Raw genomic sequence first — 13,367 nt, 5'->3', positions numbered from 1 at the left:
CCGACCCCGCTTTCCGCTATTTCCTGCCTTCCGGTGGGGTCGCGGGCGTCGTGCTGCCCGGGATGCCGCCCAAGGTGCCGCTGGGTGCGCCTGGCACGCCGACGGACGACTTGAAGAACTGGAAGAACTCCGACGTGGGATCCACGACCAGCAGGTCGCCCAGCTTGGAGAAGGAAGAACGATAGGCTTCCAGGCTCTTGTAGAAGGTGTAGAAGACAGGATCCTTGCCATACGATTCGGCGTAGATGCTGCTGGCGCGGGCGTCGCCCTCGCCCATGATGGCCTGCGACTTGGCATAGGCATCGGCCAGGATTTCCTCGCGCTTGCGATCGGCTTCCGCACGGATCTTCTCGCCTTCCGCGGCACCGATGGAGCGCAGCTCATTGGCCACACGCTTGCGCTCGGCTTCCATGCGGCGGTAGACCGACTCGGAGATTTCCGGCGCGAACTCGATGCGGCGCAGACGCACGTCGACGATCTGTACGCCCAGCGGCGCGGCGCGCTTGGCGACGTTGGACAGGATTTCCGCCATCACTTTTTCGCGCTCGGCCGACACCACGTCCTTGACCGTGCGGATGTTGACCGCCGCGTTCAACGCATCGCGGATCTGGGCCTGCAGCCGCTCCTGGGCGGCGCGCTCGTTGCCGCCGAAGGTGACGTAGTACAGACGCGGATCGGCGATGCGCCATTTGACGTACGAGTCGATCAGCAGGTTCTTCTTTTCGGAAGTCTGGATGCGTTCGGCATCGGTCGACTCGATGGTCAGGATCCGCTTGTCCAGCGTCACGATGTTCTGGAACGGCGGCGGCGCCTTGAAGTAGAGGCCGGGCTCGCTGATGACCTTGCGTACCTCGCCCAGCGAGAACACCAGGGCGTAGTCCCGTTCGCGGACGATGAAGACGCAGGATGAAAGCGCGGCCAGGATAATGAGCAGGCCGACCAATATGGGCAGTAGACGTTGCATGTTCGGGGCTCCTCCGGTTAGCGCGACAAGCGATCGCGAGACAGCGTGTTGCCGCTGCCGGGGTTGCCGGATGATGACCCAGGTATGGGACGTGGCGATGGCGGAATGGTCGGCTGGCTCGCGCCGGGCAGGCTCAGGGAATTGGACGGCGGCGGTTGCTTGCCGGCTTCCTGCGCGGCCTGCTGGATGATCTTGTCGATCGGCAGGTAGACGACATTGTTGCCGCCACGGGTGTCGATCATGACCTTGCTGGAGCGCGAGAAAATATCCTCCATCGTTTCCAGGTACATGCGCTCGCGCATGACGGCGGGCGACTTCTGGTATTCGCTGACGACGCTGTTGAAGCGCGCGGTATTACCCGTGGCGTCGCCCACGACCTTGGCCTTGTAGCCTTCCGCTTCCTGGATCATGCGCGATGCCTGGCCGGCGGCCAGCGGCACGACCTGGTTGGCATAGGCTTCGCCTTCGTTGATCTGGCGCTCGCGGTCCTGGCCCGCCTTGACCGCGTCGTCGAACGCGGCCTGCACCTGTTCGGGCGGCTGGACGTTTTGGATCGCGACCGTGCTGACCTGGATGCCGGTGTCGTAGCGGTCGAGGATCTGCTGCATCAGCGCCTGCACCTGCGTCGCCACATTGGTACGGCCTTCGTAGAGGACGTAATCCATGGGCTGCTTGCCGACGACTTCGCGCATGGCGGTTTCAGCGGCCTGACGGACCGATTCGTCCGGATCGCGCGTGCGGAACAGGTAATCGGGCGCGCCGTCGGCGCGCAGGCGGTACTGCACCACGAACTGCATGTCGACGATGTTTTCGTCGGTGGTCAGCATGAGCGCTTCCGGCAGCACCTTGTTGCGCGAGCTGCCGCGAAAACCGACTTCGAAGGTCCGCAACTGGGACACGTTGACGATTTCCTGATTCTGGATCGGATACGGCAGGCGCCATTGGAAGCCGGCCTGGGCCGTCTTCTTGTACTTGCCGAACTGGGTGACCACCGCCACCTGGCCTTCCTGCACGATGTAGAAGCCGCTGGCCAGCCACAGGGCGACCAGCACCACGATGATCAGGCCGGCGCCGATGCGCGCATTGCGCGGGCCGTTGCCGCCGGTGCCCACGGGACCGCCGGGGCGGCCGCCCTGGTTGCCCTTGCGGCCGAACAGGGCCGCGATGCGATTGTTGAAATCGCGCCAGACCTCATCGAGGTCGGGCGGACCGTCTCCTTGCGGACGGCGGGGTGGCTCGGAACCGTTCTGGTTGCCGCGGCCCCAGCCTGGATCATTCAGATTGAACAGTTTGGATATTGGACGCATTGTTTCCCGCAATCTGACCCGTCTGTGCAATTGCCGCGCGCAACGCATCCAGACCGGCGCGCTCGGCGGCGCTGACAAACACCCGCGCAATCGTACCATGGGCATTCCGTTCGACCCTGGGAGGCAATCCCAGGAGATCGATCTTGTTATGGACCATGATGACCGGGATTTCTCCCGCGCCGATTTCGTTCAGGACTTTCTGGACTTCCAGGATCTGTTCATCGCGCTGCGGGCTCGCGGCGTCCACGACGTGCAGCAGCAGGTCGGCATGCACGGTCTCTTCCAGCGTGGCCCGGAAGGCGGCGATGAGGGTGGGCGGCAGATCGCGGATGAAGCCCACCGTATCGGACAGCACGATCGATCCCGCGCCTTCTATCCAGATGCGGCGGGTGGTGGTGTCCAGTGTGGCGAACAACTGGTCGGCGGCGTAGGCGCCGGCGCGCGTCATGGCGTTGAACAGGCTGGATTTGCCGGCATTGGTGTACCCGACCAGGGACACCGACAATGCGCCGCCGCGGGCACGCGATCGCCGCTGCGTCACGCGCTGGCGTTCGACCTTGTCCAGGCGTTCGCGCAGCACCTTGACGCGCGCGCCGATCATCCGGCGATCCATTTCCAGCTGGGATTCGCCGGGCCCGCGCATCCCGATACCGCCGCGCTGCCGCTCCAGGTGGGTCCACAGGCGGGTCAGCCGCGTGGTCAGATGCTGCAGCTGCGCCAGTTCGACCTGCAGCTTGCCTTCGTGGCTCTTGGCGCGCAGCGCGAAGATGTCCAGGATCAGCGCGACGCGGTCGACCACCCGAAGGTTGAATTCACGCTCGAGATTGCGCTGTTGCGCCGGCGACAGCGGCTGGTCGAACAGCACGACGTCGGCGTCGTGCGCGCGGGCCAGCAGTACCGCTTCCTGCACCTTGCCCGAACCGATGAAGTACTTGGCGTCGGGGCGATCGCGTCGTGCCAGCACGGTGTCGACAATTTCGGCGCCCGCGCCGCGCGCGAGCATGGCGAACTCCTGGGCGTGGGCGTCGAAGTCCGGGTTGCCCAGATCAACACTGATAATCAAAGCGCGCATGCAGCCTCCTGGCCGGCGCGGGCGAAACGATCGGCACGAAACAGGGAAATATGAACCGTCTTGGGCGCCATATCGGAGGCGCCAGACGGAGCGATTGCGAACGGGGCCGCACAGTGAAAATGCCCGCCGACACGATAAGTGCGGCGGGCATGAAAAGCACTGCGGCCATGGAGCGGCGCGGAGCCGCGCGGTGGACCGCCTGCGCAGCCGCCTTTGGAACAGGGGCGCGCGCGACGGCCGGTCGAGCGTTTATTCAGAAGGGATTTCCACCTGGAAGTTGACCGCGCGGGCGGGCACAACAGTTGAGATGGCATGCTTGTAGACCATTTGGGTCACGGTATTGCGCAGCAGCACGACGTATTGATCGAACGATTCGATCTGCCCCTGTAGCTTGATGCCGTTGACGAGATAGATGGACACGGGTACGTGATCCTTACGCAGCGTGTTCAAGAACGGATCTTGCAGAGTTTGCCCTTTATTGCTCATTGGCCAGGCTCCATTGTGTTGTTGTTCGGGGTGTTGTTTTGATATTGGCAGACGCCGAAATTGCTACTCTACAGGGTTTTCCCGGGCGGTGCCACTGAATGATGTGACGCAACATGACACCAAAAGTTCACACCAGAATCGTGCGCAGCGCATGCACCAAAGCATCGCATTCCTGCTCCGTTCCGATCGAAATCCGCAGGTATTGGACGATGCGCGGGTGGCTGAAATGGCGCACGATGATGCCCCTTTCGCGCAGCGCGGCGGCCAGCGCAGCGGCGTCGTGAGCGGGGTGCCGCGCCATCACGAAATTGGCCGCGGAGGGGATGACGTCGAAGCCCAGGCCGCGCAGGGAGCCGGTCAGCCCATCGCGCGTACGGATGACGGCCCTGCGGGTGAACTCGAAATATTCCACGTCCTCGATCGCCGCGGTGGCGCCGGCTTCGGCGAGGCGGTCGACGGGGTAGGAGTTGAAGCTGTTCTTGACCCGCTCCAGGCCTTCGATCAGGACCGGGCTGCCGATGGCGTAGCCCAGCCGCAACCCGGCCAGCGAACGCGACTTGGACAAGGTCTGGACGACCAGCACGTTGTCGTAGCGCTTGACCAGGGACACCGCCGATTCGGCGCCGAAATCCACATAGGCCTCATCGACCACGACCACCGCGTCCGGATTGCCGGCCACGATGCGTTCGATGTCGGCCAGCGGCAGCGCGCGCCCGGTCGGCGCGTTGGGGTTGGGGAAAAGTATGGGCCCCGCGGTCCTGCCGGCGGCGGGCAGGTAATCCCCCGCATCGATGCGGAAATCCTCGGTCAGGGGGATGGCTTCGTAGCGCACGCCATACAGTCCGCAATAGACGGGATAGAAGCTGTAGGTGATGTCCGGGAAGCGCAGAGGGGCATCGTGGTTCAGCAGCGCCTGGAAGACGATGGCGAGGACTTCGTCGGATCCGTTGCCGACGAAGATCTGCGGCAGCGCAACGTCGTAGTGCCGGGCGATGGCCTGCCGCAGGCGATCCGACGCCGGATCCGGATACAGGCGCAGTGTGTCGTCGCAGGCCGCACGCAAGGCCGCCAGCACCTTGGGCGAGGGGCCGAACGGGTTCTCGTTGGTGTTGAGCTTGATCAGGTTCGCCAGCTTGGGCTGTTCGCCCGGAACGTAAGGGCTGAGCCCGGCGACGACGGGACTCCAGTAACGGCTCATGCTAGACCTTCCTGCTATTTATCTTGCACGTAGGGATTGCGCGAAGACTTGAACTCGATACGCAGCGGGGTACCGGCCAGGTCGAAGGCGTTGCGGAAACGCGTTTCCAGGTAACGCCGGTAGGAATCCGGTATCGCGTCCAGCGCATTGCCGTGGACGATGACCAAGGGCGGGTTCTGGCCGCCCTGATGGGCATAACGCATCTTCGGACGGAAAATGCCTTTGCGGGGCGGCGGCTGCTGTTCCACGGCGGTCTGCAGTTCGCGGGTCAGCCGGGGTGTGGACAGCTTGGCGAAGGCGGCGGCGTGCGCACTGTTGACGGACTTCAGCAGCGTCTTCACGCCCGAGCCCTTTAGCGCGGAGATCGTATGCACCCGCGCGAAGGACAGGAAGCGCAGCTTGCGCTCGAATTCGCGCTGGATGCGCTCGCGCTGGTCGGCATCCAGGCCGTCCCATTTATTGATGGCCACCACGACGGCGCGCCCGGTTTCCAGGACGAAGCCGGCGATATGGGCGTCCTGCTCGGAGATTTCCGTCTGCGCGTCCAGCATCAGCAGCACGACATTGCTGGCCTCGATGGCCTGCAACGTCTTGATGACGGAGAACTTTTCCACCGCCTCGAAGACCTTGCCGCGCTTGCGCAGGCCAGCCGTATCGATCAGCGTGTAGCGCTTGCCGTCGCGGTCGAAATCGATTTCGATGGCGTCGCGCGTGGTGCCCGGCATGTCGAAGGCAATGACGCGTTCTTCGCCGAGCAGGGTATTGATAAGCGTGGACTTGCCGACATTGGGCCGGCCGACGATGGCCAATTTGATGCGGTGGTCGGGCGCCGGCGCGCTGAACTTTCCTTCCGGCAGCGGCGCGTCCTCGCCAGCGGCCAGGTCGGGCGCTTCGCCGTCATCGTCCGCGTCTTCCGGCTGAGGCTCCGGTTCGGGCTCGACCAGACCTTCCAGGGCCCGTTCGATCATATCGACGATGCCGTCGCCGTGGGCCGCCGAGATCGGCCATGGCTGGCCCAGGCCGAGTTCATGGAAGTCGGTGGTGGCGGCCATGCCCATGCCTTCGGCCTTGTTGACCGCCAGCAGGATGCGGCGCTGCCCCGAACGGCGCAGCAGCTCGGCGATTTCATGGTCGTGCCCGTTCACGCCGGCCCGGCCATCCACCAGGAAGACCACCACGTCGGATTCGGCGATGGCCTGGCGGGTCTGGCGTGCCATTTCGCGCAGGATGCCGTCCTTGGCCACCGGCTCGAAGCCGCCCGTGTCGATGACGATGAAGGGATAGTCCCCCACCCTGCCCTCGCCATAGTGCCGATCACGCGTAAGGCCCGAGAAATCGGCGACCAGCGCCGCGCGCGACCGCGTCAGGCGATTGAAAAGTGTGGACTTCCCGACATTGGGACGACCGACGAGAGCGACGACAGGCTTTAAGGACACGGATGAAGAGCAGTTTGGGTTCAGTTGGTGGCGATCATGACCAGGTTGCCGTTCCCGGTCTGGACCAGCACGCCTTGGGACGTCGTCTGCAGCGGCGACAGCACGGCATCGCCTCCGACCGACAGACGGGCCAGCAGATGACCATCGCTACGCGACAGGAAATGCACATAGCCATCATAATCGCCCACGGCGATCGCCGGGCCGATGGCTACCGGCGCGGTGAGCCGGCGGTTGCGCAGGCCGGCCTGTTTCCAGAGTTCGCTGCCGTCACGCAGGCTGTAGGCGTACACGATGCTGTGCGAATCGGGTGCATAAACGGCATTGTCGTCGGCGCCCAGGCCGACGGCGCCGGAGAAGTCCTTGGCCCATACCGGGCGTCCGCCCTGCGACACGTCGAAGCAGACGATGCGGCCCTGGTAGGCAACCGCGCACATGAGCGGTCCGATCAGGCGCGGCGCGCCGACCACGTCGTTCAGGCGTTCCAGGTCGCTGCCGCCCTTGGGCGTGGCAACCGTGCCTTCCCACTGGACATTGCCGCTGTCGGCGCTGATTGCCATCATCTTGCCGCCGGGCAGCCCGGCGATGACCAGGCCTTGCGCCATGATCATCTGCGTGGTCGTGCGCAGCGCCAGCGCCGGTCCGGGCCGCTGGACGCTCCAGACGCGATCGCCATTGCGTGCGTCGAAAGCCGTGATGCGGTAATCGCCGCTGCGCACCACGACGAGGCCATTGTTGACCAGCGGCGGCTCCGAGATTTCGCTGGTGGCGCGCACCTTCCACTTCTGCTTGCCGGTGTCGTCGTACGCGATGACGTCGCCGGCATTGCTGGCCACGACGGTGGTCGTGCCGTCGCTGCCGGCGCCGGCGGTCAGGTCGGCCTTGGTATCGGTGCGCCAGATGGCGCGGCCGCTGAGCAGGTCGTACTTGCCGACCATGCCGTTGGGCGCCGCGGCGTAGACGGCTTCGCCCACCACGGAGGGATAAAAGCCCAGCCCGCCACCGCTGCCGATCGAAACCGACCACGCCTGGCGCACCGACATGCCGGGCTTGTAGTCGGTGAGCGGCGCCGGGTCATAGCGCGTATCGTCCTTGGAAAACAACGAGCACGCGCCCAGGCTGAGCGCGGCGGCAACGCACGCCGCCACGATGGCGGAACGACGGAAAGCAAGCGTAAACATCGGAATCAGGCTCCGGTCAGGGCATCGAGTTTCAGGCGCACGACGGGGGTCAGGGAGTTGGCCGGACCCAGGCCATCGATGGCGCTCTGCCATGCGGCGCGCGCTTCCTGGACCTTGCCCTGGGCCGCGAGGATGTCGCCACGGCGATCGGCGTACAGCGCCGCGAAAGCGGGGGGCGGATCCTGCAATTGGGCCAGCGCGGCGTCGTATTGCTTCTGATCCAGCAGCAGGCCCGCCAGACGGAGCTTGGCCACCGGCTGCAGCGCCGGCTGCTTGCGCTGGGCCGCCAGCCATTCGAGCTGTTCGCGCGCGCCCTGCAGGTCGTTCTGCGCCTGCAAGGCCTGGGCGGCGACGAGCACGCCACGGCCGGCATAGCCGGTGTTGGGGTAGTCATTGCGCAAGGTGCTGGCGGCCGCCTTGATGCGCGCGGTGGCGTCGGCGCCCCCCAGCCGCGCAGCGTCTTCCAGCGCTTCGAAATAGCCCATGGCCTGGCGGCTGGAATGCGCCTGCCAGGCCTGCCATCCCATCCAGCCGCCGTAGGCCACGGCGGCCGCTGCGACGACGATGGCGACCAGCAGGCCGTAACGGGCCCACCACGCCTTCAGGGCGTCCAGTTTTTCCTGTTCTTCGAGATCGTATGCCATGCTTTTTACTTGTCCTGCCGCATCAACGTTTCATAACCGGAGGGGTTGCCAGGTATTGCCGGGCCGGCGGCCAGGCTGTCAGCCCCGCAGCGCCTGGGCCAGTTCCGCCAGGGGCACCTGGCGCTGCTCGGCATCCCCGCGCAAAGCCTTGACGCTGGCCGTGCCAGCCGCCACTTCGTCGGCGCCAAGGATAACCGCAACCCGGGCGCCGCTGCCGTCCGCACGCTTGAACTGCGACTTGAAGCTGGCCGCGCCGGCGTGGACGATAACGGAAAGTCCGGCGTCGCGCAGCTGTTCGCCCACTTTGGCGGCCAAGCGCTGTGCGTCGGCGCCCTGGTGCACGACGTACACCTCGCATTCGGGCACGGGCTCGGCCGGGACGGTCTGCGCCCACAGGTCGAGCAGGCGCTCCATGCCGATGGCGAAGCCGACCGCCGGCGCGGGCTTGCCACCCAGGAGTTCGATCAGCCCGTCGTAGCGCCCGCCGCCGCACACGGTGCCCTGTGCCCCGAGGCGGTCCGTGACCCATTCGAAAACGGTCAGGTTGTAGTAGTCCAGGCCCCGCACCAGCCGCGGATTCAGGCGATAGCCGATGCCGGCATCGTCCAGCAGCTGCCGCACGCCGTCGAAATGCGCGCGCGATTCGTCGCCCAGGAAATCGAACAGGCGCGGCGCGCTGTCGGCCATCGCCTGCATGGCGGGATTCTTGGTGTCCAGCACGCGCAGCGGGTTGCTGTACATGCGGCGCTGCCCGTCTTCGTCGAGGACGTCGCGATGCTTTTCCAGGTGCTCGATCAAGGCCGCCCGGTGGGCCGCGCGTTCGGCCGGCTGGCCCAGGGAATTCAGCTCGAGCCGCACATCGGTCAGGCCCAGCAGCTTCCACAGCCGCGCCAGCATGACGATGAGTTCGGCGTCCACGTCGGGACCGGCAAAGCCCAGTGCTTCGACGTCGATCTGGTGGAACTGGCGATAGCGGCCACGCTGCGGACGCTCGTGGCGGAAGACCGGGCCCAGCGAATACACGCGGTGCGGACGGTCGTACAGCATATTGTGTTCGATGGACGCGCGCACGATGCCGGCGGTCATTTCGGGCCGCATGGTCAGCGAGTCGCCATTGAGCGCGTCGGTGAAGGTGTACATCTCCTTTTCGACGATGTCGGTGACTTCGCCGATGCCGCGCGCGAACAGCCGCGTGTGTTCCAGGACCGGCGTGCGGACGTTGCGGTAGCCATAGCCATGCAGCCAGTTCCGGACGATTTCCTCGAACTGTTCCCAACGCGCGCCGTCACCGGGCAGCACGTCGTTCATGCCGCGTATGGCGGCCACTTTCTGGAAAGCTTGCGTCATGTCGTGATGCGCGCCCGCGGAGACGTCCGCGGCAGCGCGCCTACCCTTTACTTTTATTGTGAAACCTGCGAACCGTAGCGGCGCGCCACGTAGTTTTCGACGATAGCCTGGAATTCCTCGGCGATATGGTCGCCCTTGAGCGTCACGGTGCGTTCGCCGTCGACGAACACCGGAGCAGCGGGGACTTCGCCGGTACCGGGCAGGCTGATGCCGATGTCGGCGTGGCGGCTTTCACCCGGCCCGTTGACCACGCAGCCCATGACGGCGACGTTCATGCTTTCGACGCCGGGATAGCGGGTGCGCCAGAGCGGCATCTGGCGTCGCAGATACGACTGGATGCTGTCGGCCAGCTCCTGGAATACGGTGCTGCTGGTGCGGCCGCAACCCGGGCACGCCACCACCATGGGCGTGAACGCGCGCAGCCCCATGCTTTGCAGGATTTCCTGGGCCACCACGACTTCGCGCGTGCGGTCGCCTCCCGGTTCCGGCGTGAGCGAAATGCGGATGGTATCGCCGATGCCTTCCTGCAGCAGGACGGCCAGCGCCGCGGTCGACGCCACGATGCCCTTGCTGCCCATGCCGGCTTCCGTCAGGCCCAGATGCAGCGGATAGTCGCAGCGCGCCGAAAGATCGCGATAGACGGCGATCAGGTCCTGCACGTGGCTGACCTTGCAGGAAAGAATGATCCTGTCGCCAGCCAGGCCGAGTTCCTCGGCGCGGCGGGCGTTGCTGATGGCGGACACCACCAACGCGTCGCGCATCACGGCCTGCGCCTCCCAGGGGGTCGCGCGCTGGTTGTTTTCATCCATCTTGCGGGCCATGAGTTCATGGTCCAGGCTGCCCCAATTCACGCCGATGCGCACGGGCTTGTCATGGCGGCAGGCCACTTCGATCATCTGCGCGAAGTTGTCGTCGCGCTTTTTGCCGCCGCCCATGTTGCCCGGGTTGATGCGGTACTTCGACAGCGCCTGGGCACATTCCGGAAACTGCGTGAGCAGCTTGTGGCCGTTGTAGTGGAAGTCGCCGACCAGCGGCACGTCCACGCCCATGCGGTCGAGCTGTTCGCGGATCGCGGGGACTTCGCGCGCGGCTTCCGGCGTGTTGACGGTGATACGGACGAGCTCGGATCCCGCCTGCGCCAGGTCGCGGACCTGGATGGCGGTGGCGATGGCGTCGGCGGTATCGGTATTGGTCATGGACTGCACGACCACGGGCGCATCGCCCCCTATCGTGACGGCGCGGCCGTTCCATCGCACCCGCACGCCGCGCGTGGGATGGCGGGATTCCGCCCCCACGGGCGGTGGCGCTTGGTCCTGGCAGGGCGGTGAAGGTTCTTGCATGGCGAATGTCGAAGCGCGGTGATGGTGGTAATGCTGGTTTCCAGGCGGGCCCGGCATCCGCGGGGCCCTATGTCGGTACGTTGTCGGTACGTTGCATGGCGGTTGGCGGACCGGGCCGCCCGATCAATGGCCCGAGCGAGACAGCCAGCCCGGCAGCCAATGCGAGGGCAACCAGCCCTGCCAGGCGCCATAGACCAGGGCGGCCACGATCACCAGCAGGATCACGATCAGCCAGCCCCAGGACGACGAACTGCGTTCTTCTTCGGCCGGCATCGTGCCGCGCGGCGAGTGCATGCCACCCTGGGTCGCGAGGCGGGCCGGCGCCGTGCCCCGCATATGCGGTTCCAGAGACGCGATGATGGCTTCCGGGTCAGCCCCGAGCAGGCGGGCATAGCTGCGGATCAGTCCGCGCAGGGAAATGCCCTTGGGAAGATCGGCCCAGCGTTCTTCTTCCAGCGCGGCGATCTGGCGCGGTGCGAACTTGATGCGGCCGGCGACTTCGTCGAGCGACCAGCCCTTGCTTACGCGCAACGCGCGCAGCGCACCGCCCACCGCGCTTTCCGCGGCCGGATCCAGGTTGCGATCGATGGATACGGGGGTGGAGGCATTTTCGCTCACTGTACTACTCCTGTCGGTGCGCAACCGCTCCCCGCGGCACCTCGATACGCCGTTCAGCGGGACGCGCCGGCGTAGCGGCGCTGACCTGCTTGATGGGGATGGCCTGCCTTTGGGCAGCGATGCGTTCGGTGATGCGGGTCCGGTCGCGCACTTCGCCGGCCAGTTGGCCACAGGCAGCGTCGATGTCTTCGCCGCGCGTCTTGCGCACGGTCGTGACGACGCCGGCGTCCATCAGACGCTGGGCGAACAGCCGGACGCGCGCCGACGGCGAGCGCTTCAGGCCGGACTGCGGGAACGGATTGAACGGGATGAGATTGATCTTGCAGCGCACTTGCGCGGCGATGCGGATCAATTCCCGCGCATGCTCGTCGGCATCGTTGACGCCGTCGAGCATGACATATTCGAAAGTGATGAAATCGCGCGGCGCGTGTTCCAGGTAACGGTTGCACGCGGCCAGCAATTCCGCCAGCGGATACTTGCGATTGAGCGGCACCAGGTCGTCACGCAGCGCATCGTTGGGCGCGTGCAGCGATACGGCCAGGGCCACCGGGCAATCCCGCGCCAGGCGGTCCATCATGGGCACGACGCCCGAGGTCGATACGGTCACGCGCCGGCGCGACAGCCCGTAGGCGTTGTCGTCCAGCATGAGCCGCAGCGAGGTCAGCACCTGATCGTAGTTGAGCAGGGGTTCGCCCATGCCCATCATGACGACGTTGCTGATGACACGGCTATCCGGCTGCCCCGCGGCCGCCTTGTCGGACGGCAGGCGGGCGCTGGCCAGGTCGCCTTCCAGGACCTTGCGCGCCCACCACAGCTGGCCGATGATTTCACTGGCCTGCAGGTTGCGGTTGAAGCCCTGGTGGCCGGTGGAACAGAAGCGGCAGGCCACGGTGCAACCGGCCTGGCTGGAAATGCAGAGCGTGCCGCGATCGTCTTCGGGGATGAAGACGGTTTCGATGGCATTGCCCTGCCCCACGTCGAACAACCATTTGCGGGTGCCGTCCGTGGACTTCTGCTCGGTGACGACCGGCAGCGCCTGCACGGTGCACGCATCCGCGAGCTGCGCGCGGAAATCGCGCGCCAGGTCGGTCATGACGTCGAACGTGTCGGCGCCGCGCTGGTGGACCCAGCGCTGCAGCTGGCGGGCGCGGAACGGCTTGCCGCCCCAGCGCTGCACCAGGGCAGCCAGCTCGGCGCCATCCAGGCCCAGCAGATTGACACGTTCGTTTTCGTTCATGACTTCGGCAATACCGCGATCAGCGGCTGTGGATGTTGATTTCGGGGAAGAAGAAAGCGATTTCGACGGCGGCGGTTTCCGGCGCATCCGAACCGTGGACGGCGTTGGCGTCGATGCTGTCGGCGAAATCGGCGCGGATGGTGCCCGGCGCGGCCTTCTTGGGATCGGTGGCGCCCATCAGGTCGCGGTTCTTGGCGATGGCGCCTTCACCTTCCAGCACCTGCACGAACACCGGACCGGAGACCATGAAGTCGACCAGATCCTTGAAGAAGGGGCGTTCCTTGTGGACAGCGTAGAAGCGTTCGGCATCGGTGCGCGACAATTGCTGCATGCGCGCTGCGATGACCTTCAGGCCGGCCTGTTCGAAACGGGCCACGATCTGGCCGATAACGTTCTTTGCCACGGCGTCGGGCTTGATGATGGAGAGGGTACGCTGGGTGGCGGATACGGTCGACATGAAAACTCCAATAAAAACAGGGACTTCTACGTGGTTTACAGTAACCGGACATTCTAGCACGGCGCGATTCGCGACTACATCTT

Annotated in this window: 12 protein-coding genes and 1 pseudogene; all 13 read right to left on the bottom strand. The window is 65.6% G+C overall.

Annotated features, from left to right (window positions below; all coding sequences use genetic code 11):
* Positions 1 to 16: 16 nt before the first annotated feature.
* The gene (gene hflC / locus CAL12_RS09265) at positions 17 to 964 is read right to left on the bottom strand and encodes a protease modulator HflC (RefSeq protein WP_086064221.1); all 948 of its coding nucleotides are present in this window, start codon (positions 962 to 964) and stop codon (positions 17 to 19) included.
* Between the two features lie 17 nt (positions 965 to 981).
* Entirely contained in the window at positions 982 to 2,271 is a 1,290-nt protein-coding gene (hflK, locus tag CAL12_RS09260) for an FtsH protease activity modulator HflK (RefSeq protein ID WP_086064220.1), read from the bottom strand.
* Positions 2,237 to 3,343: a GTPase HflX gene (gene hflX, locus CAL12_RS09255; RefSeq protein ID WP_086064219.1), complete on the bottom strand. Its 1,107-nt coding sequence runs from the start codon at positions 3,341 to 3,343 to the stop codon at positions 2,237 to 2,239. Before hflX ends, hflK begins: the two co-directional genes overlap by 35 nt.
* A gap of 249 nt (positions 3,344 to 3,592) precedes the next feature.
* A complete protein-coding gene (gene hfq, locus CAL12_RS09250) occupies positions 3,593 to 3,829 on the bottom strand; it encodes an RNA chaperone Hfq (RefSeq protein ID WP_066347256.1) in 237 nt (78 codons plus the stop codon).
* 127 nt (positions 3,830 to 3,956) lie between these two features.
* Positions 3,957 to 5,027 (bottom strand): histidinol-phosphate transaminase, encoded by a 1,071-nt coding sequence (hisC, locus tag CAL12_RS09245; protein ID WP_086064218.1) that lies wholly within the window; start codon positions 5,025 to 5,027, stop codon positions 3,957 to 3,959.
* Between the two features lie 14 nt (positions 5,028 to 5,041).
* Entirely contained in the window at positions 5,042 to 6,463 is a 1,422-nt protein-coding gene (der, locus tag CAL12_RS09240; RefSeq protein ID WP_086064217.1) for a ribosome biogenesis GTPase Der, read from the bottom strand.
* A gap of 20 nt (positions 6,464 to 6,483) precedes the next feature.
* Entirely contained in the window at positions 6,484 to 7,641 is a 1,158-nt protein-coding gene (gene bamB / locus CAL12_RS09235; RefSeq protein WP_086064216.1) for an outer membrane protein assembly factor BamB, read from the bottom strand.
* 5 nt (positions 7,642 to 7,646) lie between these two features.
* The gene (locus CAL12_RS09230) at positions 7,647 to 8,285 is read right to left on the bottom strand and encodes a YfgM family protein (RefSeq protein ID WP_086064215.1); all 639 of its coding nucleotides are present in this window, start codon (positions 8,283 to 8,285) and stop codon (positions 7,647 to 7,649) included.
* Positions 8,286 to 8,363: 78 nt separating this feature from the next.
* Complete coding sequence (hisS, locus tag CAL12_RS09225) at positions 8,364 to 9,632, bottom strand: histidine--tRNA ligase (RefSeq protein WP_086064214.1); 1,269 nt, start codon at positions 9,630 to 9,632, stop codon at positions 8,364 to 8,366.
* A 53-nt stretch (positions 9,633 to 9,685) separates the two neighbouring features.
* Positions 9,686 to 10,972: a flavodoxin-dependent (E)-4-hydroxy-3-methylbut-2-enyl-diphosphate synthase gene (gene ispG, locus CAL12_RS09220; protein WP_086064213.1), complete on the bottom strand. Its 1,287-nt coding sequence runs from the start codon at positions 10,970 to 10,972 to the stop codon at positions 9,686 to 9,688.
* A gap of 123 nt (positions 10,973 to 11,095) precedes the next feature.
* A complete protein-coding gene (locus CAL12_RS09215; RefSeq protein WP_420042764.1) occupies positions 11,096 to 11,590 on the bottom strand; it encodes a helix-turn-helix domain-containing protein in 495 nt (164 codons plus the stop codon).
* A gap of 76 nt (positions 11,591 to 11,666) precedes the next feature.
* A pseudogene (gene rlmN / locus CAL12_RS09210) lies at positions 11,667 to 12,827 on the bottom strand (23S rRNA (adenine(2503)-C(2))-methyltransferase RlmN); the annotation flags it as partial.
* 19 nt (positions 12,828 to 12,846) lie between these two features.
* Positions 12,847 to 13,284 (bottom strand): nucleoside-diphosphate kinase, encoded by a 438-nt coding sequence (gene ndk, locus CAL12_RS09205; RefSeq protein WP_086064211.1) that lies wholly within the window; start codon positions 13,282 to 13,284, stop codon positions 12,847 to 12,849.
* Positions 13,285 to 13,367 lie beyond the last annotated feature (83 nt).

It is taken from the genome of Bordetella genomosp. 8, from assembly GCF_002119685.1.
In the GTDB taxonomy this organism is placed as follows: domain Bacteria; phylum Pseudomonadota; class Gammaproteobacteria; order Burkholderiales; family Burkholderiaceae_B; genus Bordetella_C.
This window is presented reverse-complemented; position numbering and strand designations above follow the sequence as displayed.